The 25,791-nt window shown below is 47.9% G+C and carries 20 protein-coding genes; 9 read left to right on the forward strand and 11 right to left on the reverse strand.

Annotation, left to right across the window (positions count from 1 at the left end):
- Positions 1–17: 17 nt before the first annotated feature.
- Positions 18–677 carry a ribose-5-phosphate isomerase RpiA gene (gene rpiA / locus WFP70_RS14340; RefSeq protein ID WP_058961895.1) on the reverse strand — a complete coding sequence of 220 codons (660 nt, stop codon included), beginning with the start codon at positions 675–677 and terminating at the stop codon, positions 18–20.
- A gap of 181 nt (positions 678–858) precedes the next feature.
- Here rpiA and WFP70_RS14345 point away from each other — a divergent pair, with 181 nt between their 5' ends.
- Positions 859–1,764 carry a LysR family transcriptional regulator ArgP gene (locus WFP70_RS14345; RefSeq protein ID WP_034823211.1) on the forward strand — a complete coding sequence of 302 codons (906 nt, stop codon included), beginning with the start codon at positions 859–861 and terminating at the stop codon, positions 1,762–1,764.
- A 106-nt stretch (positions 1,765–1,870) separates the two neighbouring features.
- Here the strand turns inward: WFP70_RS14345 and WFP70_RS14350 are convergent, their stop codons facing one another.
- Positions 1,871–2,602 (reverse strand): oxidative stress defense protein, encoded by a 732-nt coding sequence (locus WFP70_RS14350; RefSeq protein ID WP_045814671.1) that lies wholly within the window; start codon positions 2,600–2,602, stop codon positions 1,871–1,873.
- A gap of 218 nt (positions 2,603–2,820) precedes the next feature.
- Between WFP70_RS14350 and WFP70_RS14355 the strand changes: the two genes are divergently transcribed.
- A complete protein-coding gene (locus WFP70_RS14355) occupies positions 2,821–4,128 on the forward strand; it encodes an MFS transporter (RefSeq protein ID WP_337023649.1) in 1,308 nt (435 codons plus the stop codon).
- On the opposite strand, the gene WFP70_RS14360 is transcribed toward WFP70_RS14355, so the two are convergent.
- Positions 4,115–4,813, reverse strand: coding sequence for an IclR family transcriptional regulator domain-containing protein (locus tag WFP70_RS14360; RefSeq protein ID WP_337023650.1), 699 nt, complete (start codon positions 4,811–4,813; stop codon positions 4,115–4,117). The genes WFP70_RS14355 and WFP70_RS14360 overlap by 14 nt on opposite strands.
- 59 nt (positions 4,814–4,872) lie before the next feature.
- On the opposite strand from WFP70_RS14360, the gene WFP70_RS14365 reads away from it, so the two are divergent.
- Positions 4,873–7,149, forward strand: coding sequence for an FAD-dependent oxidoreductase (locus tag WFP70_RS14365; RefSeq protein WP_442956347.1), 2,277 nt, complete (start codon positions 4,873–4,875; stop codon positions 7,147–7,149).
- On the opposite strand, the gene argO is transcribed toward WFP70_RS14365, so the two are convergent.
- From argO to tkt, 6 genes are all read right to left on the reverse strand, one after another.
- Complete coding sequence (argO, locus tag WFP70_RS14370) at positions 7,128–7,751, reverse strand: arginine exporter ArgO (RefSeq protein ID WP_160833069.1); 624 nt, start codon at positions 7,749–7,751, stop codon at positions 7,128–7,130. The genes WFP70_RS14365 and argO overlap by 22 nt on opposite strands.
- Positions 7,752–7,921: 170 nt before the next feature.
- Positions 7,922–8,791, reverse strand: a complete 870-nt coding sequence (mscS, locus tag WFP70_RS14375) for a small-conductance mechanosensitive channel MscS (protein ID WP_034823219.1) — start codon at positions 8,789–8,791, stop codon at positions 7,922–7,924.
- A 188-nt stretch (positions 8,792–8,979) separates the two neighbouring features.
- Positions 8,980–10,059, reverse strand: a complete 1,080-nt coding sequence (gene fbaA, locus WFP70_RS14380; protein ID WP_034823221.1) for a class II fructose-bisphosphate aldolase — start codon at positions 10,057–10,059, stop codon at positions 8,980–8,982.
- A gap of 102 nt (positions 10,060–10,161) precedes the next feature.
- Complete coding sequence (pgk, locus tag WFP70_RS14385; protein WP_160868287.1) at positions 10,162–11,325, reverse strand: phosphoglycerate kinase; 1,164 nt, start codon at positions 11,323–11,325, stop codon at positions 10,162–10,164.
- A gap of 51 nt (positions 11,326–11,376) precedes the next feature.
- Positions 11,377–12,396 (reverse strand): erythrose-4-phosphate dehydrogenase, encoded by a 1,020-nt coding sequence (epd, locus tag WFP70_RS14390; protein WP_034823224.1) that lies wholly within the window; start codon positions 12,394–12,396, stop codon positions 11,377–11,379.
- Between the two features lie 353 nt (positions 12,397–12,749).
- Positions 12,750–14,741, reverse strand: a complete 1,992-nt coding sequence (gene tkt, locus WFP70_RS14395; RefSeq protein ID WP_034823225.1) for a transketolase — start codon at positions 14,739–14,741, stop codon at positions 12,750–12,752.
- Between the two features lie 273 nt (positions 14,742–15,014).
- Between tkt and WFP70_RS14400 the strand changes: the two genes are divergently transcribed.
- A complete protein-coding gene (locus WFP70_RS14400) occupies positions 15,015–15,770 on the forward strand; it encodes a M48 family metallopeptidase (RefSeq protein ID WP_337023652.1) in 756 nt (251 codons plus the stop codon).
- A gap of 50 nt (positions 15,771–15,820) precedes the next feature.
- On the opposite strand, the gene WFP70_RS14405 is transcribed toward WFP70_RS14400, so the two are convergent.
- Positions 15,821–16,231 (reverse strand): YidB family protein, encoded by a 411-nt coding sequence (locus WFP70_RS14405; RefSeq protein ID WP_337023653.1) that lies wholly within the window; start codon positions 16,229–16,231, stop codon positions 15,821–15,823.
- A 784-nt stretch (positions 16,232–17,015) separates the two neighbouring features.
- Positions 17,016–17,936 (reverse strand): agmatinase, encoded by a 921-nt coding sequence (speB, locus tag WFP70_RS14410; protein WP_337023654.1) that lies wholly within the window; start codon positions 17,934–17,936, stop codon positions 17,016–17,018.
- 686 nt (positions 17,937–18,622) lie between these two features.
- On the opposite strand from speB, the gene WFP70_RS14415 reads away from it, so the two are divergent.
- The 5 genes from WFP70_RS14415 to WFP70_RS14435 are packed head-to-tail and all read left to right on the forward strand — an operon-like array spanning position 18,623 to position 25,774.
- Entirely contained in the window at positions 18,623–19,399 is a 777-nt protein-coding gene (locus WFP70_RS14415) for an ABC transporter permease (RefSeq protein ID WP_182057246.1), read from the forward strand.
- Positions 19,396–20,061 carry an ABC transporter ATP-binding protein gene (locus WFP70_RS14420; protein ID WP_337023655.1) on the forward strand — a complete coding sequence of 222 codons (666 nt, stop codon included), beginning with the start codon at positions 19,396–19,398 and terminating at the stop codon, positions 20,059–20,061. Before WFP70_RS14415 ends, WFP70_RS14420 begins: the two co-directional genes overlap by 4 nt.
- Before the next feature lie 15 nt (positions 20,062–20,076).
- Positions 20,077–21,069, forward strand: coding sequence for a galactosyltransferase-related protein (locus WFP70_RS14425; protein WP_337023656.1), 993 nt, complete (start codon positions 20,077–20,079; stop codon positions 21,067–21,069).
- Positions 21,070–21,076: 7 nt separating this feature from the next.
- The gene (locus WFP70_RS14430; protein ID WP_337023657.1) at positions 21,077–24,865 is read left to right on the forward strand and encodes a CDP-glycerol glycerophosphotransferase family protein; all 3,789 of its coding nucleotides are present in this window, start codon (positions 21,077–21,079) and stop codon (positions 24,863–24,865) included.
- 15 nt (positions 24,866–24,880) lie between these two features.
- Positions 24,881–25,774 (forward strand): phage baseplate protein, encoded by an 894-nt coding sequence (locus WFP70_RS14435; protein WP_337023658.1) that lies wholly within the window; start codon positions 24,881–24,883, stop codon positions 25,772–25,774.
- Positions 25,775–25,791 lie beyond the last annotated feature (17 nt).

Consider the following 25,791-nt stretch of genomic DNA (forward strand, 5'->3'; position numbering starts at 1 on the left):
GTGAGTGCGCTATCAGATCAATAAGTGATGGTTTTCACACCCTCTGCCGTGCCGATCAACGCCACATCAGCACCACGCGCAGCAAACAAGCCCACGGTGACCACGCCCGGCAGTGCATTGATGGTTTTTTCCAATGCAATCGGGTCGAGAATACGCAGATTATGCACGTCGAGAATAATGTTGCCGTTGTCGGTCACCACGTTCTGACGATACTCCGGCTGGCCCCCCAGCTTCACCAGTTCACGCGCGACAAATGCACGCGCCATCGGAATCACTTCCACCGGCAGCGGGAAGTTACCCAGGATATCCACCTCTTTGGAGGCATCCGCAATGCAGATGAACTTCTTCGCCACCGCTGCGACAATTTTCTCACGCGTCAGCGCTGCGCCGCCGCCTTTGATCATCTGCATCTGTGGATTGATTTCGTCCGCGCCATCAACATACACCGACAGCTCATCCACATTATTCAAATCAAAAACCGGAATCCCCAGGGCTTTGAGTTTTTCCGTCGAGGCTTCCGAACTGGAGACCGCGCCTTCAATCTGATCTTTCATGGTGCCAAGCGCATCAATAAAATGCGCCGCTGTTGAACCGGTGCCAACGCCAACAATGGTGCCGGGTTGCACGTACTGCAGTGCTGCCCAACCAACCGCTTTTTTCAGTTCATCCTGGGTCATGGTATGTTTAAAACCTGTGCGACATCGAAGTGCGCGTAGTATAAAACAAGGCGTCGTGAAAATGCGCGGCTGTTAACGCATCGATTTAAGCCTTTGGAAGCCAGCCCGCAAAAAAGCGCCGCAGCACAATATGACAGTTTTGTGGCATAGTACTTTCCATCCTGAACGAGAGAGAACAACAATGAAACGCCCGGATTATCGAACGCTTCAGGCGCTGGATGCTGTGATTCGCGAGCGCGGTTTTGAGCGTGCGGCCCAAAAACTCTGCATCACGCAGTCTGCGGTGTCACAGCGCATTAAACAGCTGGAAAATTTATTTGGTCAGCCGCTGCTGGTGCGTACCGTGCCGCCGCGTCCGACCGAGCAAGGACAAAAACTGCTGGCACTGTTACATCAAGTCGAGTTGCTGGAAGAAGAGTGGCTGGGTGATGACAACGGCGGCACCACGCCATTGCTGCTGTCACTGGCGGTCAACGCCGACAGTCTGGCGACCTGGCTGCTGCCTGCGCTGAAAGATGTGCTGGCCGATTCACCGGTGCGCCTGAATCTGCAGGTCGAAGATGAAACCCGTACTCAGGAACGCCTGCGTCGTGGTGAAGTGGTTGGTGCTGTCAGTATTCAACCGCAGCCGCTGCCAAGCTGTCTGGTGGATCAATTGGGTGCACTGGATTATCTGTTCTGCGCCTCGCCGGATTTTGCTGCGCGCTACTTCCCGAATGGCGTCACGCGTTCGGCTTTGTTGAAAGCTCCCGCGGTGGCGTTTGACCATCTCGATGATATGCATCAGGCGTTTTTACAGCAGAACTTTGATCTGTCCCCGGGTAGCGTACCGTGCCACATTGTTAACTCGTCGGAAGCCTTCGTGCAGCTGGCGCGTCAGGGTTCGGTGTGCTGTATGATTCCGCACTTACAGATTGAGCGTGAACTGGCACAAGGGGATTTGGTGGATTTGACGCCGGGTCTTTATCAGCGTCGCATGCTTTACTGGCACCGCTTCGCGCCAGAGAGCCGCTTAATGCGCAGCGTGACGGATGCATTGATTGCACACGGTCATCGCGTATTGCGTCAGGATACGGCGACAGCCTAATCCCAATTACCGATGAGCATAGCGGCGCGGTTTATCGCATGAATGAACAGCAGTATTGCTGCCGTTCAGCGCCATAAATCACGCCGCTATGATTCAACACATCAGATTACTGAGCTGTATTCGGCTTAATCTCGAACACCACATCCACCTGATCGTCAAAGTGAATGCTCTGCTGCTCATAGGTCTGCTGCGCGGTGGTATCCGCAGGGGCGGCAGCCGCTTTGTACATGCGCGCCATTGGCATTGGCTGATAGTTCGCCACGTGATAGCGGATGCTGTATACCGGGCCTAATTTCGCATTAAAGCCTTCTGCCAATGCGCCTGCCTGCTGAGTGGCGTTAGCAATCGCCGCTTTGCGTGCCTGATCTTTATAAGCATCGGCATTCGCCACGCCCAGCTCTACCGAACGGATTTCATTCAGGCCGGATTTCAGCGCGCCGTCCAGCAACTCATTCAGTTTATCCAGCTGACGTAAGGTCACCTGCACCTGACGCACCGCACGATAACCTTTCAGTACGGACTTCCCTTCTTTGGTGTAGTCATACTCGGGTTGCGTGCTCAGGTTTGCCGCATCAATATCTTTCTTTTCGATACCGTTCTTTTGCAGGAAATCGAAATATTGCGCCACGCGGTCATCAGCTTGTTTTTTCGCATCTGCCGCATCTTTCGAAGAAACATTCACCACGATGGAGAGTGTCGCGATATCCGGGCGGGCATCGACGCTTGCCTGACCGGAGGTCACAACATGCGGGCCATTCGGGACTTCACCCGCTTGTACCATCGCTGACATTACGCCCGTGCTCATAACGGCGGCCAGCGCCAGTGCTTTCAGTTTCACGAAAGTCCTCCTTGAAGGTTCAATTTACAGGTCGCCACTATGGCTAAACCTAAAACACATTACTATGCGTGATGGTCTGAGTTTGAAATCACCAAAAAGTTCGGATAACGGCGTTTTTAACGTATCCGCGATCGCAAAACTATGCTGACAGATTCGCGGAAAGTTCGCCTTAGTGTTTCTATTAAAGAAACAATTCTAGCCTCCGGGAGAGTTGTATTATGACAGAACAGCCCCTTAGCCACAGCGCCGATGCCGTACGCGCCGGACGTACCCGATTCCTGATGTTGGGTCTGGTGTTTATCAACATCATCATCAACTACATGGATCGTACCAATCTCTCTGTGGCCGCCACGCAAATGGCCGGTGAACTGCGCTTTACGCCAATGGAGATGGGGTTGATCTTCTCAGCATTTGGCTGGATCTATGCGGCGCTGCAGATCCCCGGCGGTTTTCTGATCGATCGTCTCGGCGCGCGACTGGTGTATGGCGTAGGACTGTTTGCCTGGTCATTGATCACCGCTCTGCATGCGCTCGCCAACAGCTTCGGTGCGCTCTTCGGACTACGTCTGGGCGTTGGTGCTTTTGAAGCGCCGGTGATGCCTTCGAATAACCGCGTAATATCCAGCTGGTTCCCGGAACAGGAGCGTGCCAGCGCCATCGGCATTTACTCCTCGGCCCAGTTCGTTGGACTCGCCTGCATGACGCCACTTCTGTTTCACGTGCAGGATGCCTTTGGCTGGCGCGGACTGTTTCTGATCACCGGTGTGGCCGGGATGATCTGGGCGCTGGTGTGGTATCTGCTTTACCGTGAGCCACATGAGCATAAAGGCGTGTCAGAAGCCGAATTAAACTACCTGCGCAGCAACGGTGCCTTACTCGAGAGCCGTCAGCACACGCTGCAGCCGAAGGCCCGCTGGGCCGATCTGGCACAAATGTTTCGCAGCCGAAAACTGGTGGGTATCTATATCGGCCAGTTCACCATCTCCGCCACCTTTTGGTTCTTCCTCACCTGGTTCCCGACCTATCTGGTGGAGTATCGCCATATGGGCTTCATTAAAAGCGGCTATGTGGCTTCCGTGCCCTACTTCGCCGCTTTCTGTGGCGTACTGCTGGCAGGTTTCGCTTCGGATCGCATGATACGCCGAGGCGTGTCGCCCAGCGTGGCGCGTAAATTGCCGGTGATCCTTGGCCTGTTCCTGACGCTGTTTATTCTTGGCGCCAATTACACCGACGACGCCACGCTCATCGTGCTGTTTATGTCGCTAGCGTTCTTTGGCAACGGCCTCGCGACCATCACCTGGGTGTTTGTCACCGCACTGGCACCTCGCCATCTGATTGGCTTAGCGGGCGGCGTATTCAATTTCACCGGCGCGCTTTCTGCTATTGTGGTGCCGATTGCCATTGGCGCGTTGATCGATGGCGACAATTTCGCGCCAGCACTCGGCTTTATTGCCGTGCTGGCCGCGATAGGCATTTGCAGCTATCTGTTCGTGGTCGGGAAAATCGAGCATGTCAGCGCGCGCTGATCAGCACTTTCGCCAGCGACTGCAACTGCGCCACCCGCTGCTGCAGATGCGCATCGTCTGCCTGCCAGATTTTGGCAAACGCCAGCGCTGCGCGGTTGTTATTGATTGGCTGCGCCATGCTGATTTCGCCGTCATCACGGTGCCAGATCAAGTGGTTTGCATCACGCTTGCGCGCCAGCAACGGCGCCATCTGCGCCCACTGTTCGTCGGTAAATCGTGGACGCAACTGCTCATCACTCTCTGTCGCCAGCAGCGACACACCAATCACCGACTGCCACGCCGGCAGCATGCGGAAACCGGCCAGCGCCTGGCTGGCACTGGTGCGCTCACCCGGTTCGGAGTGCCAGATGTAAATCACCTGGTCCTCCCACAACACGCCCAGCGCCACCACGATGTCGCGTGGCGCGTGTGCTTCCAGTTGCGGCAGCGCCTGGGCAAACAGCGAGGAGCCGCGAATCGCCTGCGCCGCCAGAGCATGAATCCCCGGGCCGGGCAAATAGCGGCGATGTTCGTCCTGAATCGTCAGGCCAATCGAGGCCATGGTCATCAGCAGGCGGTTAACGCGTGTGCTGTTCATGTCCATCTGTCGCGCCAGTTCACGGCAGCCCACGGCTTTATCGCTGGAAACCAAATACTGCAAGCAGCGAATCCCATCAATCAGGCTTTGGTTGGGTTGAGAAGACATAGTTCACCCTGTGGCGCTCAAAACACCAATCTTAGCTTCAGCATGACAGGAAGCAAATGATGCAGACTTTCTCTTCGCAAAATGCGCGCCACTTCCCAGAGCAAAAATTACAGGCCGATTTGTTGGTGGCGGGCGGTGGGCTCGCGGGCGTGTGTGCCGCACTGGCCGCCGCGCGTGACGGATTAAAGGTGGTGTTGGTTCAGGATCGCCCGGTTCTGGGTGGCAACGCATCGAGTGAAGTGCGCTTGTGGGCCAACGGGGCGACATCGCATATGGGCAACAACAACCGCTGGGCGCGCGAAGGCGGCATCATGGGCGAGATCATGGAGGAGAACCTGTGGCGCAACAAAGAGGGCAATCCGGTGCTGTTCGATATGGTGCTGCTGGATTTGGTGCAGTCGCAGCCCGGATTAACCCTGTTGCTCAATACCGTGGTCACCGATATCGAGAAATCAGACCGTCATTTGCAATCGGTGCAGGCCTTCAACGCCATTAATCAGACCCGCTATCACGTTAAGGCCAGCCAGTTTATCGATGCCAGCGGCGATGGCGTGCTGGGATATCTGGCGGGCGCAGCGCATCGCGTGGGTGCGGAAACCGTTGAAGAGTTTGGCGAAAAGATGGCGCCAGGCGAACATTTTGGCCACAAACTCGGCCACTCAATCTACTTCTACACCAAACGTACTTCGCAGCCGGTTCGCTTTGTCCCGCCCTCTTTTGCGCTTAAAGAGATTACCGCCATTCCGCGTTACAAACGCCTGACCTCCGATCTTAACGGCTGTGATTTGTGGTGGCTGGAATGGGGCGGACGGCTCGATACGGTGCACGAAAGCGAAACCATCAAATGGGAGCTGTGGAAAATCGTCTGGGGCGTTTGGGATTACATTAAAAACTCCGGCGAGTTCCCGGATGCCGATAACCTGACCATTGAGTGGGTAGGATTAATTCCCGGCAAACGCGAGAGTCGTCGCTTCCTTGGCGACACCCTGCTCTGCCAGCAGGACATCATCGAACAGCGCGATCACTACGACGCCGTCGCCTACGGCGGCTGGTCGATTGACCTGCATCCGGCCGATGGCGTTTACAGCGAACACGATGGCTGCCGCCAGTTTCACAGCAAAGGCACTTACACCATTCCGTTCCGTGCGCTTTACAGCCAGTCGCTGGATAATCTGCTGCTCACCGGTCGCTTAATTTCAGCCACCCACGTGGCCTTTGGCAGCGCGCGCGTGATGTGCACCTGCGGCATACTGGGTGAAGTGGTGGGACGTGCGGCGGCGATCTGTCAGCAGCAGCAACTCACGCCGAAACAGCTGGCACAGCCGGAGCGCGTCACGCAGTTGCAACAACAACTGCTGCGTCAGGGCGCGTTTATCCCACGCCACCCATTGCTGAACCCGGTCAGTGATGCGCAGATCGAGGTCAGTAGCACCCTGCAACTCAGCGCCCTGCCCGCCGATGGCGGTTGGCAGTCGTTGCAATCGCGCTGTGCGTTGCTGCTGCCACTGAAAGCCGGTGAGCGCTTACCGACGATATCCGTGCAGCTTCGCGCCAAACAGACGCAAAAACTGCAGGTTTCGCTGCTCAGCAGTGACAATCCGGCCAACACCTGCGGCGATCAGCATATCGCCAACCAGACAATCACGGTTAACGACCAGGGCAGCTACCGCCTGAGTTTTGATTACCGGGCGGATGTCGATCGCTATTTGTTTATCGCCTTCGAAGAGCAGCCAGAGATTGAAGTGGCACTTACCCGCCAGCGCTTGCCAGGCGTGATGATGGTGTTCAACAGCCTCAATCCGCGCGTCGCCAAACGCACAAGGCAGATCAATGACGGCGATTACGGCGTGGACGAGTTTGATTTCTGGCTGCCGCGCCGTGCGCCACATCAGGTGCTGCTGGCGTTCGCACTGGAGACGCCGCTAAAACTCTGGCATCGCGATTATTTACTCAACGGCAAATTGCGTCCGGAACAGCACACCAACTGTTGGGTGCCAGCACTGGATGATGCTCAGCCGACGGTCACCTGGCGATGGGAACTACAGCAACACGCACGCCAAATCACCCTGCTGTTTGATAACGACTTCGACCATGCGATGGAGACGGTGCAGATGGGTCATGCGCAGGCAGTGACGCCGCACTGCACCACACATTACCGGTTATGGCTGGATGAGATGTTACTGGTGGAAGTGAAGGACAATCATCACTCGCTATGCCACCACGTCGTGCCGCAGGATGTCAGTTTCCGGCAGATACGCTTAGAGCTGATCGCCAGTGCGGGCGCGCTACCCGCACTGTACGGTTTACATCTGCATCAGAACGCGGCAATGCCCTGACGCGCTAACTGGATGGCGATAAACCACATCACGCCGCCCACCAGCAGATTGATGATGCGCTGGGCGCGCACTGTGCGCAGACGCGGTGACAGCCATGCGGCTAACAGCGCCAGACCAAAGAACCAGATAATTGACGCGCTCACTGTGCCCAACGCGAACCACTGGCGCGCGGCGGTAGAAGGCAGCTGACTGCCCAGGCTACCGAGCACCACGAAAGTATCGAGGTAGACATGCGGATTGAGCCAGGTCACCGCCACGATGGTAGCAATAATGCGCCAGCGGCCTTGCTTCATCACCGCATCATCGGCCAGCGTCACATCACCCTGCCATGCGCTGCGCAGTGCGCCCCAGCCGTACCACAACAGAAACGCCACGCCTGCCCAGGTAATCAGCATCAGCATAATGGGGGATTGATTTAGCAGCGCACTGCCGCCGAAGATGCCGCCGCAAATCAGCACGATATCGCTCAGGGTGCACAATCCTGCAGTCATCAAATGGTAGTGGCGTTTAATACCCTGGTTCATCACGAATGCGTTTTGCGGGCCTAATGGCAGAATGAGTGCAGCCCCAAGAGCAAGCCCTTGTAAATAAACAGATAACACGTTGATAGTCCTGAATAACGAGGTAATGCGATGCAGTATAGTGACGCGAGGATATTAGTGGAAATTGAAAGATTTAATCGGGTATTAGAGAAAATAATAAGGTCGCCATAAATGACGACCTTAATATGATGCTGTGCAGTTTACCGTTCAAACACAACGCTACTAAGTGATTACTCGGCTTGTGCAGCCTGCTGCTCGCTTTTTACCTGGTGCAGATGCACATCCATCTGCGGATACGGAATGCCAATACCCTTCGCGTCCAGTGCACGTTTGAAGTTCTTCAGCAGATCCCAGTACACGTTTTGCAGGTCACCGCTTTTGCTCCAGCAGCGCACCACAAAGTTCAGTGAAGAGGCGGCCAGTTCGTTCAGACCGATCTGAATGCCCATGTCTTTCAGCACACGTTCATCGGCTTCGACGACTTCACGTAACAGCTCGATCACCTGATCAACGTCCGCATCATAGGCCACACCGATAATAAATTCGTTACGACGAATCGGCTCACGCGAGAAGTTAACGATGTTGGCGGCGATGATTTTACCGTTCGGGATCACCACGATTTTGCCATCCACGGTTTTCAGCGTGGTAGAGAAAATCTGCACGTTTTGCACAGTACCCATCACGCCCAAATCAACGAACTCACCGGTTTTGAACGGACGGAAGGTCACCAACAGCACACCCGCTGCGAGGTTGGACAGAGAGCCTTGCAGTGCCAGACCCACGGCCAAGCCAGCGGCACCCAGTACGGCGATCACCGAGGCGGTTTGCACGCCCACGCGACCCAGCGCCGCGATCAAGGTGAAAGCGATAATGCCGTAGCGCACCAGGGCAGAGAGGAAGTCTGCAACGGTAGCGTCGATATGACGCGCCTGCAGTACGCGATTGATCGTATTTGAAACGATACGCGCAATGAACATACCAATAATGATGGTGATGATCGCCGCAACGATATTCACCGCATAGCTCAGGATCAGTGCCTGATTACGTACCAGCCAGCCGCCGGCACTGTTAATGCCATCGACGACATTTAAGTCTTCCATTTGTTAGCCCTGTTGTTGAGTTTCCCGCAGGAAAATGCAAAAACGGCCAGATTAGCTCCGGCACTCCCGTGTACAAGGGTAAACAAAAATGGCATGAAGCGCCAAAGATGGGCTGAATTTACTCACTATTCCGAATCGAATGCATAAAAAAAGGCCCTTTCGGGCCTTTTTTGTACTGTACGGAAAAATTACAGCACGTCGACAGCGTTCAGCTCTTTGAAAGCCTGCTCTAAACGCACAACCATTGAGGCCTGTGCAGAGCGCAGCCATACGCGTGGATCGTAGTATTTCTTGTTCGGGCTATCCACGCCATTTGGGTTACCCAACTGGCCTTGCAGATAGTCTTCGTTCTTTTTGTAGTACTGCAGGATGCCGTCCCAGGTCGCCCATTGGGTATCGGTATCGATGTTCATCTTGATTACGCCGTAACCAATAGACTCTTCGATTTCTGCAGCAGAAGAACCTGAACCACCGTGGAACACGAAATCCAGCGCGTTGTGCGGCAGATTGTGTTTCTTGGTCACGTATTCCTGAGAATCACGCAGGATGGTTGGAGTCAGTTTCACGTTGCCTGGCTTGTACACGCCGTGCACGTTACCGAATGAAGCGGCGATGGTGAAACGCGGGCTGATTTTGCTCAGCTCGGTGTACGCGTAATCAACGTCTTCTGGCTGGGTGTACAGGGCAGAAGCGTCCATGTGGCTGTTGTCCACGCCGTCTTCTTCACCACCGGTGCAACCCAGTTCGATTTCCAGGGTCATGTCGATTTTCGCCATGCGCGCCAGGTACTTAGAAGAAATCTCAATGTTCTCTTCCAGTGATTCTTCTGACAGGTCAATCATGTGAGAAGAGAACAGTGGCTTACCGGTTTTCTTGAAGTGCTCTTCACCGGCATCCAGCAGACCGTCGATCCATGGCAGCAGTTTCTTAGCACAGTGGTCGGTGTGCAGAATAACTGGCACGCCGTACTGTTCAGCCATCAGATGCACATGGTGCGCACCGGCGATAGCGCCGAAGATTGCTGCGCCCTGTGGCTTGTCGGTTTTGAAACCTTTACCGGCGATGAAGGCAGCACCACCATTGGAGAACTGAACGATGACCGGCGCTTTAACTTTGGCCGCAGCTTCCAGTACCGCGTTGATGGAGTCCGTGCCGACGCAGTTAACTGCTGGCAGAGCGAATTTGTTTTCTTTCGCTACTTGGAAAACTTTCTGAACGTCATCACCAGTGACAACGCCGGGTTTTACGAAATCAAAAATTTTAGACATGGTTGTGTCCTGTTTCGTTACCGTTCATCCCACAAAGGGACGTCGATTTTTTGCCCAGGATGGGCAAGCCTTCAGACGGCGCCGAAGCGCCGCCCCCAAAAATTACTGCTTAGCGCGCTCTTCCAGCATTGCTACCGCTGGCAGTTTTTTGCCTTCCACGAACTCGAGGAATGCGCCACCGCCGGTAGAGATGTAGGAGATCTTGTCTTCGATACCGAACAGATCAATCGCTGCCAGGGTATCGCCGCCGCCCGCAACAGAGAACGCGTCGCTGTCTGCAATCGCGTTCGCCACGATTTCGGTGCCTTTGCGGAAGTTCGGGAATTCAAATACGCCAACCGGACCGTTCCACAGGATGGTCTTTGCCTCTTTCAGCAGTTTTGCCATCGCCTGTGCGGTTTCGTCACCGAAGTCCATAATCTCTTCGTTATCCGCCACTTCGGAAACTTTTTTCACGGTTGCCGGAGCAGTTTCAGAGAATTCCGTTCCCACGCGAGAGTCGGTTGGAACCGGAATACCGTGCTCGTCACGCAGCTTTTTCGCCGCTTCAACGAAGTCTGGTTCGTACAGTGATTTACCGACGTTGTTGTCGATAGCCACGAAGGTGTTAGCGATACCGCCACCAACGATCACGGTATCAGCGATTTTCACCAGAGACTGCAGCACGTCGAATTTGGTCGACACTTTAGAACCACCAACAACCGCCACCAGCGGACGCTGTGGGTTGCTCATGACTTTACCCAGCGCTTCCAGTTCAGCAGAGAGCAGCGGGCCAGCACAAGCGATTGGTGCGAACTTGCCCACACCGTGGGTCGAAGCCTGCGCGCGGTGCGCAGTACCGAAGGCATCCATCACGAACACGTCGCACAGGGCGGCATATTTCTTTGACAGCGACTCTTCGTCTTTCTTCTCGCCTTTGTTAAAGCGCACGTTTTCCAGAACCACCAGCTCACCCGCGCCGACTTCAACGCCGTCGAGGTAGTCTTTCGCCAGGGTCACGTTAGTGCCGTTCAGTTTGTCTTTCAGGTAGTTAACAACAGGCAGGAGCGAGAACTCTTCGTTGTATTCACCTTCGGTCGGACGACCCAGGTGAGAGGTAACCATCACTTTCGCGCCCTGTTTCAACGCCGCTTCGATGGTAGGCAGAGAAGCACGGATACGTGCATCTGACGTCACTTTCCCTTCTTTCACTGGTACGTTGAGATCGGCTCGGATCAAAACGCGTTTGCCAGCAAGATCCAGATCGGTCATCTTAATTACAGACATGGTGAACCCTCTCGTTGATTCTCATAAGTTTTGCCAGACGCAGTCCGCGTCTTACCTGAAACCGCTTGCGGCCATTGCTAACGTGGTGTCGATCATGCGGTTAGCAAAGCCCCATTCGTTGTCACACCAAACCAAGGTCTTGATCAGGTGATGACCACTGACCCGCGTTTGCGTGCCATCGACTATGGCACTGTGCGGATCATGGTTAAAATCTACTGAGACTAACGGTAATTCCGTATAGTCAACTATACCACGAAACGCCCCTTCTGACGCGTTTTGCAGCAACGCATTGACCTCACACGCCTTCACGGCTTCGCGTACCGAAACGCTCAAATCAATGGCTGTCACGTTGATCGTGGGCACGCGCACAGCGATGGCTTCAAAGCGATCGTTAAATTTCGGAAAAATACGGGTAATGCCCGCAGCAAGACGCGTATCCACCGGAATGATCGATTGGCTGGCGGCACGGGTACGACGCAGATCGCTGTGATAGGCGTCAATCACCTGTTGGTCGTGCATCGCCGAGTGAATCGTGGTCACGGTGCCTGACTCAATTCCGAAGGCGTCATCCAGCAACTTGATCACCGGAATAATGCAGTTGGTGGTGCAGGATGCGTTGGAGACAATGCGGTCAGTTTGTTTAAGAGCCTGTTCGTTTACGCCGAACACGACGGTGGCATCTAAATCGTTACCGCCCGGATGCGAGAACAATACCTTCTTCGCGCCCGCTTGCAGATGCGCTTCGCCATCTGCGCGGCTACCGTATACGCCGGTGCAATCCAGCACGATATCGACGTTCAGTTCCTGCCATGGCAGTGCATCAATGTCAGCAAGATGCAGAATGCGGATGGTATCGTCGCCAACAAATAGCTGGTCACGCTCCTGACGCACATCCCAGGCAAAGCGACCATGGCTGGTATCATACTTCAGCAAATGCGCCATGCCGGTGGCTTCAGCCAGTTCGTTGATCGCCACCACAGTAATTTCAGCGCGGCGGCCGGTTTCATACAAGGCACGCAACACATTGCGTCCAATACGACCAAAACCATTAATTGCTATACGAACGGTCATCTCACTTCCTGCCACAACAGCCAAAAAAACGTGCCAAATACCTTGAGCGTTTCGCTGCGTTTTGTACAGGGAATTATTGCCCGCTTAACGTTGCAAAATGATGCCACTCAATTGCAACTGAAACGGTTCAGCTAGAATAAAGCATGCGCGGAATAACAGGAATGATTGCGATCAATTGCGCTGCTGAATATTGGATCTACGTCACATATTTCGCATGTAAAAATTATTACTGCAGGAATAATTGAAGCGTTTCAGGTTGAAGGCGGGTTCTGAAATGAAAAAAAGGTGCGCATAAAGCGCACCTTCGTTTGCGATCATCTAACCTGTTGGGTCGCCCTTACGGCGACCGCTGATTACAGAATAGATTTCGCGGTGTTCACCACGTTCTCAACGGTGAAGCCGAACTCTTTGAACAGCAGCTCTGCCGGAGCAGACTCACCGAAGGTGGTCATACCGACAATAGCGCCATTCAGGCCGGTGTATTTGAACCAGTAGTCCGCGATACCCGCTTCGATAGCCACACGCGCAGCAACGGCTTTCGGCAGCACAGATTCACGGTAAGCCGCGTCCTGCTTGTCAAAGGCATCGGTTGAAGGCATTGAGACAACGCGTACTTTGCGGCCTTCGCTGGTCAGCTTGTCATAAGCGGCAACCGCCAGTTCCACTTCTGAACCGGTAGCGATCAAGATCAGCTCTGGCGTACCTTCGCTGTCTTTCAGCACATAACCACCGCGTGCCACGTTTGCCAGCTGCTCAGCGGTACGATCCTGCTGCGCCAGGTTCTGACGAGAGAAGATCAGAGCTGATGGGCCGTCTACGCGCTCGATAGCGTATTTCCAGGCAACCGCAGACTCAACCTGGTCACATGGACGCCACAGGCTCATGTTCGGTGTTACGCGCAGGCTGGCCATTTGCTCAACTGGCTGGTGCGTTGGACCATCTTCACCCAGACCGATTGAGTCGTGGGTATAAACCATGATCTGACGAATCTTCATCAGTGCAGCCATACGTGCAGCGTTACGCGCGTATTCTACGAACATCAGGAAGGTTGCGGTATACGGCAGGAAACCACCGTGCAGCGCCAGGCCGTTAGCGATTGCGGTCATACCGAATTCGCGCACACCGTAATGGATGTAGTTACCAGCTGCATCTTCGTTGATTGGCTTAGAACCAGACCACATAGTCAGGTTGCTTGGCGCCAGGTCAGCCGATCCACCCATGTATTCCGGCAGAATCTTACCGAAGGCTTCAATCGCGTTCTGGGAAGCTTTACGGCTGGCGATTTTGGCTGGATTAGCCTGCAGCTGTTCGATGAACTTCTGCGACTCAGTTTCCCAGTTAGCTGGCAGCTCGTTGTTGGTACGACGCGTGAACTCTGCAGCCAGTTCAGGATGAGCAGCAGCATAAGCAGCAAACTTCTTATCCCATGCAGATTCTTTTGCCTGACCGGCTTCTTTCGCATCCCACTGCGCGTAGATGTCTGAAGGAATTTCAAACGGCGCGTGGTTCCAACCCAGTTGCTTACGGGTCAGTGCGATTTCGTCGTCGCCCAGTGGTGCGCCGTGCGAATCGTGGGTACCGGCTTTGTTCGGAGAACCGAAACCGATGATGGTTTTGCACATCAGCAGTGAAGGTTTGTCTGAAACCGCTTTGGCTTCTTCGACTGCTTTCTTGATAGCGTCGGCATCGTGACCGTCTACGCCACGCACTACGTGCCAGCCGTAAGCTTCGAAACGTGCTGCGGTATCGTCGGTGAACCAGCCATCAACGTGACCATCGATTGAGATGCCGTTGTCATCATAGAAGGCAACCAGTTTACCCAGTTTCAGGGTACCGGCGATTGAGCACACTTCGTGTGAGATGCCTTCCATCATGCAGCCGTCGCCCATGAACACGTAGGTGTTGTGGTCAACGATGTCATGGCCTGGGCGGTTGAACTGTGCCGCTAAAGTGCGCTCAGCGATGGCGAAGCCGACTGCGTTAGCGATACCCTGGCCCAGTGGACCGGTAGTGGTTTCAACGCCAGCGGTGTAGCCGTATTCTGGGTGGCCTGGAGTTTTAGAGTGCAGCTGACGGAAGTTCTGCAGCTCGCTCATCGGCAGGTCATAACCGGTGAGGTGCAGCAGGCTATAAATCAGCATGGAGCCATGACCGTTAGACAGCACGAAGCGGTCACGATCTGCCCACAGCGGGTTAGTCGGATTGTGGTTCAGGAAGTCACGCCACAGCACTTCGGCGATGTCCGCCATGCCCATAGGGGCACCAGGATGTCCCGATTTGGCTTTTTGTACTGCATCCATACTTAACGCGCGAATGGCGTTGGCAAGCTCTTTACGAGAGGGCATCTTCTACTCCAGGTCGGATTAATGCTCCGCCGCGCTTAACGTATTGTAATTAATCAGTTATCAGGCGAAGCGAGAAAAAAGTCGCACATCAATGTACATGAAAATCGGTGCAAAAGTACATGCGTCGACGTGCTAAATAGCGGGTAAACGGTTGCAATTCGGGGCTTGTCTGCTAGCCAGTGAACAGGATGCGCGCTATAACCAAAGCGTTTGAACACCGATCTCAATTTCAGGTGTTTGTTTTCTCTACCTTGTTACGCAAAGGACCTCTCAATGAAAATCCGCGCCACAATTATTGCTGTGGGAATCGCTTCGCTGCTCAGCGGTTGCGAAGGAATGGACAACAACGCGCTGCTGCAATCCGGCGCGCAGGCTTACCAGGCTTATACGTTGAATGATTCACAAGTGAAGCAGTTGAGCGATCAATCTTGTGCCCAGATGGACAAAGACAACCAGCTCGCGCCTGCCAATAGTGAATATCAGCAGCGCCTGAACAAAATCGCCGCTGCGCTGGGCGATAACATCAATGGTGTGCCAGCCAACTACAAAGTCTATCTGACCAAAGATGTGAATGCGTGGGCGATGGCCAACGGCTGCATCCGCGTTTATAGCGGCTTGATGGATATGATGACCGATAACGAAGTGGAAGGTGTGCTCGGCCATGAAATGGGCCACGTTGCGCTCGGCCATACGCGCAAAGCGATGCAGGTTGCCTACGCTACCACGGCGGCACGCACTGCTGCGGCCTCGGTTGGCGGCGTGATTGGTCAGCTGTCGCAGTCACAGCTGGGCGATCTGAGCGAGAAGCTGGTCAATGCGCAGTTCTCGCAGACTCAGGAGTCGCAGGCGGATGATTACTCTTATGATCTGCTGAAAAAGCGCGGTGTTAATCCACTCGGCTTGGCCACCAGTTTCGAGAAGCTGGCAAAAATGCAGCAAGGGCAATCAAGCTCGATGTTTGATTCGCATCCGGATTCCGCAGCACGCGCACAGCATATCCGTGACCGTATTGCGGCAGATGGCAAATAACCGGTCATAAAAAGGAGCGCCTTGCGCGCTCCTCTTCTCAGCTTTAACAGCTAGCGCTTAAACAGATTATCCACCATCGAATCCAAATCCATCTGGTTGTTGTGCAGACTCTGCTCATCAAGTTGACCTTGCGGTGACATCTTATCGATCAACTGTGGCAACAGCGCCGCCAGCGTGCCGGAAGCGCCATTCACATCGGTGCCCAGCTTATCGGCCAGCGACTGCAACTCCTCCTGACCGAAAGCATTCTGAATCTCACCGCCGCCGACCTGTTGATTGCCGCCAGTACCGATCCACGACCCCAGCACCTCGCCAAGCCCGCCTTGTTGAAACTTCTGCAGCAGCACTTCGATACCGCCCTGCTCCTGCACCCAATTCCAGATCGCCTGCAACTGACCCAACTGATTGCCTTGCCCGTTGCTGTTCCCCAGCGAACCCACTAATTCATCCAGAAAGCCCATGGTGACCTCCGAAGATTCTCAAACCGTAATTAACGAAGCGATAAATAACGCTACGCCCAAAAGTATAGCTACAGGGTGCCGATAACGAATTGTCACCGTTAAGTTGTTGAGCCGTTGATGCGAGAAGCGTGACAATGGTCTGAACTCGCCACACGAGGCCATGTCATAGTGAGTATGGTCTACACTGACCGTTTGTTTTTAGGCGATATCAGAGAGAGTCACCGGAGCACCACATACTATGTTGACCATTCTGATTATTCTCGCCGTCGTTATCGCGATTGTGCTAATCGGCGCGTATCTGGTGATACGTTCCGCAGCCAAAGATGTGAATGACGATTACTAGGAACCGGGGACGTCGAGGGCAATGGATCGCCCCATCAGCTATCACCCTTTCTTAATCACTCTGCGCCGCTCACAACAAATCCCAACCCACTTCACAGATTGACATCATTGCTATCAATGCGCGTTGAGAAAGGACGATAAACATCAGTAGACGAATTCGCGTGGAGAATGAGAAAGCAGAAACGTGATGAGAAAGCTCAGAAGCGATGAATGTCCCTGGAAGGATGATTCTGAATTAGCGGGCGAAGCAAGATTTCTGTCATAAATAAAATGTAGCGTGGTTCAATGACTCTGACTGGAGCCACTTATGTTGACAATTATCATCATTAGCGCAGTGACGTTATTAGCGGTTGCCGGATTCGCCGTAGTGCGTTCAGCCAGCAACGATATCAACAACAACTATTAAGTTGAGGACAAGGCCATCGCCCTGCCCTCATCTGGATTAACCTTTATTTGCAGCCTGCACGTGCAGCATATCCAGCGCCAGTGTAGCCGCCGCCAGTGAAGTCAGATCAGCGTGGTCATAACCCGGCGCTACTTCCACCAGATCCATCCCGACGATGTTCATACCCTGCAAGCCACGAATCAGCTTGGTAGCTTTATCGCTGGTCAGTCCGCCGATCACTGGCGTGCCGGTGCCCGGTGCGTGTGCCGGATCCAGACAGTCGATATCAAAGGTCAGATACACCGGCAGATCGCCCACGGTGCGTTTCACTTCCGCCAGAATATCATCGACGCTGCGGTCGTTAACCTGTGCCGCATCCAACACGTTAAAGCCAAGGCTCTTGTCGAACTCAGTACGGATACCAATCTGCACAGAGTGATTCGGATCGATCAGACCTTCTTTCGGCGCGGTGAAGAACATAGTGCCGTGGTCGAAGGTTGGACCGTTAGAGTAGGTATCAGTGTGCGCATCAAAGTGCACCAGTGCCATCTTACCGAAGTGCTTAGCGTGGGCACGCAGCAGTGGCAGCGTGACATAGTGATCGCCCCCGAAGGTCAGCATACGCTTACCGCTTGCCAACAGCTTCTCAGCGTGCGCCTGCAGTTTGTCAGAGAGATCCTGTGAATCACCGAATGCATAAACCAGATCACCACAATCCACCACGTTCAGGCGCTGACGCAGATCGAAGTCCCACGGCCAGCGGCAACCTTCCCATGCAAGGTTAGTGGAGATCTGACGAATCGCGCCCGGCCCTAAACGGCTGCCCGGACGACCCGATGTTGCGGCATCGAAAGGTACACCAGTGATCACCCACTCAGCATCGCTGTCGTAAGGCTGGAAGTTCACCGGGAAGCGCATGAAACCGAAGGCGTTAGAAACCAGGGAGTTATCGTACTGATTGCCCAGGGTGTTATACATAACTTGTCCTCTTTAGATCCGTGAGTCGGTTAGCCACTAAGGTATAGATGAAAAAAATCCCCTCCGCGTCGTTAGGCCCGACGAGGAAGGGATTTGTTATGCGTGATTATCGCGAAGAATCAGGCGACCTGCAATCATCAGCTTTGAAATGTAACAACTACTACTTTTTGTAAAAATCAGTGGATTGTCTCGTGAATGAATTGATTAGCAGTGTTGATTTCATGATGCAGAGTAAGGTCAAGAACAGAAACGCACTTAAGCATTAAAGTCATTATATTCAATCAGTTGAGTTAAATCAGGTGCAATGATTAGTTCAATAGGCCTTACAGATAATTTGCAAAATATTAATAGACGAAAACGTTTAGGATTATTTCGACATGATCTGTAACTTACGTCGTCAAAATTAGGGAAAATTCTTACAGACAAGCAGGGACTAGCTGTTCAAGTGGATGGATCCATATCAACGACAAACCATCTAATTGTTCAAAATGGCATCACGCCTTTCGCGTATTCATCAGCTCTAATCTTTTGAATTTGCGTAAAATCTGCTGATTAATTCAGCTCCCCCGTCTGAAAACTATAAACCTCCCCCCTACACCGCCTGTATTGCGTCCAGTGCATTGGTAGCTGTTAAGCCAGGGGCGGTAGCGTGTAAAAATCCCACCCAATTCAAATGAGTTAAATCAATGGCCAGAAGTGGATTCGAAGTCCAGCAAGCTGCCGTTAAGGCCTTGTTTTTGCGTGAAATACGCACCCGTTTTGGAAAGTTTCGCTTAGGCTATTTTTGGGCAATTCTTGAGCCGTCTGCGCATTTACTCGTGCTGCTGGGCATATTTGGTTTCATCATGCACCGCACCATGCCGGACATCTCGTTCCCGGTATTTCTGCTGAACGGCATTATCCCGTACTTTATTTTCAGTAATATTACAAACCGCTCAGTAGGTGCGATTGAAGCTAACCAAGGGCTGTTTAATTACCGTCCGGTAAAGCCAATCGACACCATTATTGCCCGCGCATTGTTAGAAACCGTGATTTACGCCGCCGTTTATATTCTGTTGATGGTAGTTGTATGGATGGCAGGCGAATACTTTGAAATCACCAACCTTCTGCAATTAGTTGCGACATGGGGATTGCTGATTCTATTTTCTTGCGGGATTGGATTAATCTTTATGGTCGTGGGAAGAACCTTTGCTGAAACCCAAAAGTTTTTACCCATACTGCTTAAGCCACTCTATTTTATTTCCTGCATTATGTTCCCTCTGCACTCCATACCAACAGATTATTGGCCTTATTTACTGTGGAACCCTTTAGTTCATGCAGTTGAACTCAGCCGTGAAGCGGTAATGCCGGGTTATGTGAGTGAGGGCGTGAGTCTTAGTTATCTCGCGATTTGTACCTTAGTCACGGTATTTGCTGGCCTTGCGTTATATCGCAATCGTGAAGAGGCAATGCTTACCTCATGATTAAAATAGAAAATTTAACGAAATCATACCGCACGCCTCAAGGCCGCCATTATGTTTTCAAAGACCTTAATATTGAGATACCAAGCGGTAAGAGTGTGGCGCTTATAGGTCGTAATGGTGCGGGTAAGTCAACTTTACTTCGGATGATTGGCGGCATCGACCGTCCTGATAGCGGCTCAATATCAACTGATAAAACGATCTCATGGCCGGTTGGACTTTCAGGAGGCTTTCAAGGAAGCCTAACAGGAAGAGAAAATGTAAAGTTTGTTTCTCGTCTTTACTCAAAGTCCGATGTTCTCAATGAGAAAGTTAAGTTTGTCCAAGAATTTGCAGAACTGGGAAGGTATTTTGACATGCCAATTAAGACCTATTCTTCAGGGATGAAATCAAGATTAGGATTTGGTTTGAGCATGGCATTCAGATTTGATTACTACCTTGTAGATGAAGTAACCGCGGTTGGAGACGCGCGCTTTAGAAAAAAATGTTCGGAACTATTTAAAGAACGCCATGGCGAATCTAACTTTTTAATGGTTTCCCACAATCTAAATTCATTAAAAGAATTTTGTGATTCAGCTATATACATTGGAAAAAACCAAGAAGTAATTTTCACCCCCTCTATAGACGAAGCCTTAAGCAGATATAAGCTCAATGAGTGCCTTTAAATAAAAGGTTAGAAGATGCTAACAGCCATAATACCTATTGATTTAAAACGAAGACCTAATGACCTTATCAAAAAGGCTGTAAACCTTGTAGAGAAAGCAAATAAAAAAAATATAAAAATAGTATTTGGTCATAATAATTCAAACTCAAAGCATGACAAAAAATTAATAAATAAAATAAAAGAATTTCCACAAGTAAAAATCTGCTCAACAACATTCTTTAATAATGAAGTAAACTCATCACAGTTACGCAACTTAGCTTTCGAAGCTGTTGAAACAGAGTTTATTATTCTTTTAGATGTGGATATACATCCAGATTTCGATTTATTTATTAAGTATCAAGAAAGAGTCAGTTTTGGTTTGAAGCCATTTTATATCCTTCCTTGCTTATATCTTACAAGTTATGGAAGCAATCTTCTAACCAATAAAAATATTTCATCACATGAATTAAAAGAAAAATACTTTTCATTTTCTAGAAAAGAGTTTTTACATCTAGCCAGTCCATCCTCTATAACAGTGCTAAGGTCATCAGATTATAAAAAATTAAATGGCTTTGACAATTTATATACAGGTCATGGCTTCGAAGATTTTGATTTTTTGGTTAGACTAGCAGAACTTCATAATGAAATTGAAAAACCATCTGATTTTTTTCATGAAATGAATTCTCGTTCACCTCTATTCTTTGTAGGATTCCGACGTTATTTAGGTGAGCTATGTATTGACTCACTTTTGGAAAAAGATTTGGCTTTTCATCTATATCATAGCAAAGATAATAATGAAAATTATTATAGATCAAGAGAATTAAATCATACTAGATTTTTTAAAAAAAATAATAAGTTGGAAAACAGTAAAAACCATAAAGACCCAACACTACTTAGTACGTTTATAAATAGTTGTAATGAGAAAAAATTAGACATTGCAGACTATTCAATTCTTTTTGAAAACAAGCCCGGCCATATTGATCGTTACGATACATTAAAAAGAAGATTGAAATTCATATTTAATAAATGATTTAGGAATGAAAATGAACAAAAAAAAGTTAAAAAAATTATTCAGAGATCCAAGATCTTTTATTTTAGACTCAAAAATACTTAAAAGAAAAAACAATCGCGGCAAGAGAAAAACAATTGGATTCATTATAATTGGCGAAAGTTCACCTCTCCTTGAAGTAAGCATTAATAGTTTAAAAAACTGTATAAACTACAACCCCAACCTCATTGGGTTTGTAAATAAAAGTAATGATTTTTCAGAAGACATATCGTCTGAAATTAATAAACAAGTAAAAAAAATAAACTGTGACTATATAAAAATAATCTTCCCTGGCGATACATTAGCTAGTGACTTCATTGTGAATTTCAACGCAGGAATTGATGACAACACCATCGAACCAATAATCTTCCATTCATATACTCACAACTTAGAAAGTCGTAATACGGATCCAATCCTTACAAGCCTAAAAACAAATAAAAATGATAAAAATAGATTGGAGGTTGAAGCTATATTTCCTGCGCTAATTAATCTGATATTTAGCAGCGAAGTATTAATGGGTGAGTATGACTTCATCAATAGTAGTGATATATTAATAAGAATGACTAACTGCATTAATATATTAATGAATGAAAATGCAAGTGCGAATACATTGTGGCTTGAAAATGTCTACAGCTCTCATTTAACTGAGTCTAGGTTAGATGCAATATTGCAAGAGTCCTTAAAATGTCCAGTCAAACTAATCTCATTTATGGAAAAAATAAATCAAAAGCTATTACTAAATAAAAGTAGTTCCTTTATTGAACGAAGTGTATTTTATGCAGTGCATAGCTTGATTATTCTTTTGCTAAAAAACAAAAAGGCTGACGAACTGTTGTCTGATGAAAACAAAAATGATTTCATCACCTTATTAAAGTCAATATTAAAAAACATTGAGCGGAAAAATACTAACTCATTCCCTTCATCTAACTTTAATCATGTACACAAAATCGGTTATACAAAATTAATTGCCGAAGGTAATGTTCCAGATCTATGTTATTTGGAAGATTACGATCATATTAATAAAATGGTGAAATTAAAAATTGTTTCACAATCGGATTCCCTTCCCGATTTTTATTTATCGGGGGGTAAATTGTTAGCAACCTCGCTAAAAGTTAAGCCATTAACTATTTTTAATTACGCTTTTTCTTATGAAATTTTCGCATGGGTACATTTCAAAAACATTAATCAATCATTAAGTATTGGCGAAAAAGTAAAAACAAATATTCTACTAAATGGAAAAAGAAAACCATCAATTTTAATTTCTGATTTAGCAGGTTCACACTTAAAAAAATTCGCGAAACCCTTAAACCTTCCTCTTAAGGTGAGATTGCTGAGATATATATCTGCAACTTCATATATGAGAGAAAAGTTTAAAGATGCTTGGGTTTTTGTAGACAATGATCAAAGAGCAGATGATAATGCTGAACATTTTTATAAATATGTTATAAGTAAAAATGAAAATTGTTATTTCCTACTTAATAAAAACACATCTGACTGGAAAAGGCTTAAGTCTGAGAATTTTAACTTAATAAAATTTGGTGGTTTTCTTCATAGAATTTCCTTACTAAATGCAAAGTATTTACTATCTTCCCATGCAAACCCTGCAATCGTAAATTATCTTCCAAAAAAACACTTTATTGATTTATTAAACTACAATTTTATTTTTTTGCAACATGGTGTGACTAAGGACGATCAATCGGAGTGGTTGAACAGCAGAAAGATTGATGTGCTTGTTACGGCGGGAGTAAATGAGTTTGAGGATATTTCTGTGCGTGGTAGATATAGATTTACAAGCAAAGAAGTAGCTCTTACCGGATTCCCTCGATACGACAACCTTTACAATAGCGACATTAAAAAGAAAAAAATTCTTATTATGCCGACGTGGAGAAAAAGTTTAGCCGGAGAATTAGTAAGAAGAACCAGTAAGCGAGCTAAAAATCCAAATTTCAGCACTTCTAAATTTGCTGAGATGTGGGGAGGTTTTTTACGCTCAGAAAAATTATATAATTTAGCCTATCAACATGGTTATGAAGTCGAGTTTTATCCACATCCAAACCTAATGGATTATGTTGAAGAGCTATCAATACCCGATTACATAAAAATTGGAGACATAACCTCAGGTAATATACAGAGTGTTTTCCGTGATTGCGACATATTAATTACAGATTATTCTTCTGTAGCCTTTGATGTAGCTTACATGAACAAACCCGTATTGTATTTCCAGTTTGATGTTGATTCTTTCTTTTCTGAACACTCATATTCAAAAGGTTACTATAATTATGAATCTCATGGGTTTGGTCCAGTTGCCACTGACATTGATAAAATAAATATTTTCTTAGAAGAAATGATAAGTTCTGGATGTGATATGCCCCTTGATTATCAAAATAGAGTTAGTGCCTTCTTCCCTAAACAAGACAGAGAAAACTCTAGTAGACTTTATAATCATATCACGAGAAAAACTTCAGCTAATACCGACTTATACACTTATTTATCATATATTGAAAATTGTTTAAATAAAAACGATCATGCTCCGGCAATCGGGATATTCAATCAACTAATAAAAAATCATTCCATTCATGACGTTATAAGCTCTACCCATGCAAAAAACATTTTGAAGAGATTGTACTTCTGGTCGGAGTTATTTGACATAGATGAATCACCAATGCCTTCAAATGCCAAAGAGGATTTGTTAAACTTTTTATCCGATGATAGAGAGTGGATAAACACATGCCAAAGTCTATCTATGCGTCTAAAGACGTGTTTATGTAGTAGCAACATAATTACCAGAACAGAATCAATGAAGGATCTTTTAAGAGATGACTTAATTTTAACACTCCATGAAATTCCAGAATACAAACATAAAATTTCAATTGAATATATCCTGGGTTTATTTGAAAACAAAAAATATAAAGAGATCAATGAGTTATTAAACGAAGGTCTTTTATCTAGAGAAATACTTGATCAAAAATTTACATGCCTAATTCGCATCATATCCTTGATAAATTGCGATGTGATTAATGATGCCATTGATATTTTAAATGAAACATCACCTCGTCTTAACCTTGAAGATAAAGAATTAATTTTAGCGCATCTGATGTTTAAAAAGAATGAAAGCCATTTTGGGAGTCTTGATTTAAATGTTATCACCCCAAATAAATCAATAAATAAACTAGCTGTGGATGCGTTTTTCATGTTAAACAAAAACATAACAGAAGATCATATATTTGATTTTTCAAGTGTTGGGGGAGACTTAAAGGCGTATAACTTTAAAAGGCTTGACCTAGTATATGAAAGTGGTGAGTACCAAAGCTTCCTACATGATCTAAGAAATAACGACTTCTCCCAACAGTATCTCAGCTTAATGAAGAACAAAGAAAAACAAATTGATGCTTCATATAAAACCTTCGGAATTGAAGATACTATGATGTTATTAAACAACTTAGGCTTAGATAAAACCTTGCCTGAAAACCTCATCACATTAATGAAAACGTCGAAAACAATAAGCAATGATACTTTTTATTCAATCATTGATGACATCATCAGGGATGAAACATATACAATTGAGAGCAAAGATATTTATGCGTTCACTTTACATTTTTATAAAAACACCCGTCCAGGACTTGCCAAAAAAATCACCACAACATATATAATGAAAGAGCATGAAAGATTTTATAGTGATGGCTCTAACTGGTCTGTGAATAATGATTATAAGACTCTTATAAGTGCTGTTACTGAATTAAACTCAGCAATGTCTGAACTTAACAAAATATCAGCATGATGCGAAAGGTTATTAATGATGCCTAAAGATAAAGAATTCATTATATTATTAATCTTTTCCTTGATATTTTTCACTCCTTTACTGGCATATTCTGAAGATATTTCCGTCATTAATTCAGAAAATATATTGCAAGGGATTGCAAATAACTCACATGATCAACGTAGCGTTTATACGCTTGAACATTCAAAAGAAACTGATTCGAGCTTTATTTACTCAAATGATCTGACAAACCGAAAAATGTTATTAGAATCTGACAGAATAGGCCATCAGGGTTTTTCAGTTGTTCAAAAAAGCGATGGTTCTATTGCTGCAATATTAACCAGCTCAAAAATACAAAATCAAACTCTCGCATTTATTTTCCATAACGATGGTAATGTAGTATTGAAGACAGTAAGATTCTTTGATGACTATCCATTTATCAAAAACGACACGATGCCTACAAAGTCAATTAATAGTGATTACTTAGTTGTCAGAGGAAGAGAAGATTATAGAAAAATGATCTTTAAGGTATATTCATTAAATGATGCATTAAATAGGATAAATTCCTCATCAGAAGATGATATAGACTTAACTAAATATTATAAATTTAAGTGGAACCTTCCTGCATCAGATCTCACCAGTGTCAATAATGAACTTCAACCCTTGCAAGCTATATCAGTTGATAGGAAATCAGTCTATTTATTATTTGGAGACTCCTCTTATAAAAGTAAAGCGCTATATCGATACTCCATTAAAGGTGAGCCACTCAATAGAAATGATAATATAAACTACGGAATGGAATTTTGCGGGAAATTCGATGGTCGCTGCTTTTTTGAACCTGAAGGTTTTATCTCAACAAAGAATAATAAAATATTTTTATTCTACGCATCTTCTCGTGAAGAGAAGAAATATATTCTAATAAAAAAATAAAATAAAACCGCAATAGG

This window comes from Pantoea sp. USMM079 (genome assembly GCF_037153115.1).
Classification (GTDB): Bacteria; Pseudomonadota; Gammaproteobacteria; order Enterobacterales; family Enterobacteriaceae; genus Pantoea; species Pantoea communis.

Coding starts and splice junctions, on each gene's coding strand:
- WFP70_RS14345 (WP_034823211.1), top strand. CDS start 859: ATGAAACGCCCGGATTATCGAACGCTTCAGGCGCTGGATGCTGTGATT.
- tkt (WP_034823225.1), bottom strand. CDS start 14,741: ATGCCCTCTCGTAAAGAGCTTGCCAACGCCATTCGCGCGTTAAGTATG.
- WFP70_RS14405 (WP_337023653.1), bottom strand. CDS start 16,231: ATGGGCTTTCTGGATGAATTAGTGGGTTCGCTGGGGAACAGCAACGGG.
- rpiA (WP_058961895.1), bottom strand. CDS start 677: ATGACCCAGGATGAACTGAAAAAAGCGGTTGGTTGGGCAGCACTGCAG.
- WFP70_RS14435 (WP_337023658.1), top strand. CDS start 24,881: ATGATGCCTAAAGATAAAGAATTCATTATATTATTAATCTTTTCCTTG.
- WFP70_RS14430 (WP_337023657.1), top strand. CDS start 21,077: ATGAAAATGAACAAAAAAAAGTTAAAAAAATTATTCAGAGATCCAAGA.
- pgk (WP_160868287.1), bottom strand. CDS start 11,325: ATGTCTGTAATTAAGATGACCGATCTGGATCTTGCTGGCAAACGCGTT.
- fbaA (WP_034823221.1), bottom strand. CDS start 10,059: ATGTCTAAAATTTTTGATTTCGTAAAACCCGGCGTTGTCACTGGTGAT.
- WFP70_RS14420 (WP_337023655.1), top strand. CDS start 19,396: ATGATTAAAATAGAAAATTTAACGAAATCATACCGCACGCCTCAAGGC.
- WFP70_RS14365 (WP_442956347.1), top strand. CDS start 4,873: ATGCAGACTTTCTCTTCGCAAAATGCGCGCCACTTCCCAGAGCAAAAA.
- speB (WP_337023654.1), bottom strand. CDS start 17,936: ATGTATAACACCCTGGGCAATCAGTACGATAACTCCCTGGTTTCTAAC.
- WFP70_RS14425 (WP_337023656.1), top strand. CDS start 20,077: ATGCTAACAGCCATAATACCTATTGATTTAAAACGAAGACCTAATGAC.
- WFP70_RS14415 (WP_182057246.1), top strand. CDS start 18,623: ATGGCCAGAAGTGGATTCGAAGTCCAGCAAGCTGCCGTTAAGGCCTTG.
- mscS (WP_034823219.1), bottom strand. CDS start 8,791: ATGGAAGACTTAAATGTCGTCGATGGCATTAACAGTGCCGGCGGCTGG.
- WFP70_RS14355 (WP_337023649.1), top strand. CDS start 2,821: ATGACAGAACAGCCCCTTAGCCACAGCGCCGATGCCGTACGCGCCGGA.
- WFP70_RS14360 (WP_337023650.1), bottom strand. CDS start 4,813: ATGTCTTCTCAACCCAACCAAAGCCTGATTGATGGGATTCGCTGCTTG.
- WFP70_RS14400 (WP_337023652.1), top strand. CDS start 15,015: ATGAAAATCCGCGCCACAATTATTGCTGTGGGAATCGCTTCGCTGCTC.
- epd (WP_034823224.1), bottom strand. CDS start 12,396: ATGACCGTTCGTATAGCAATTAATGGTTTTGGTCGTATTGGACGCAAT.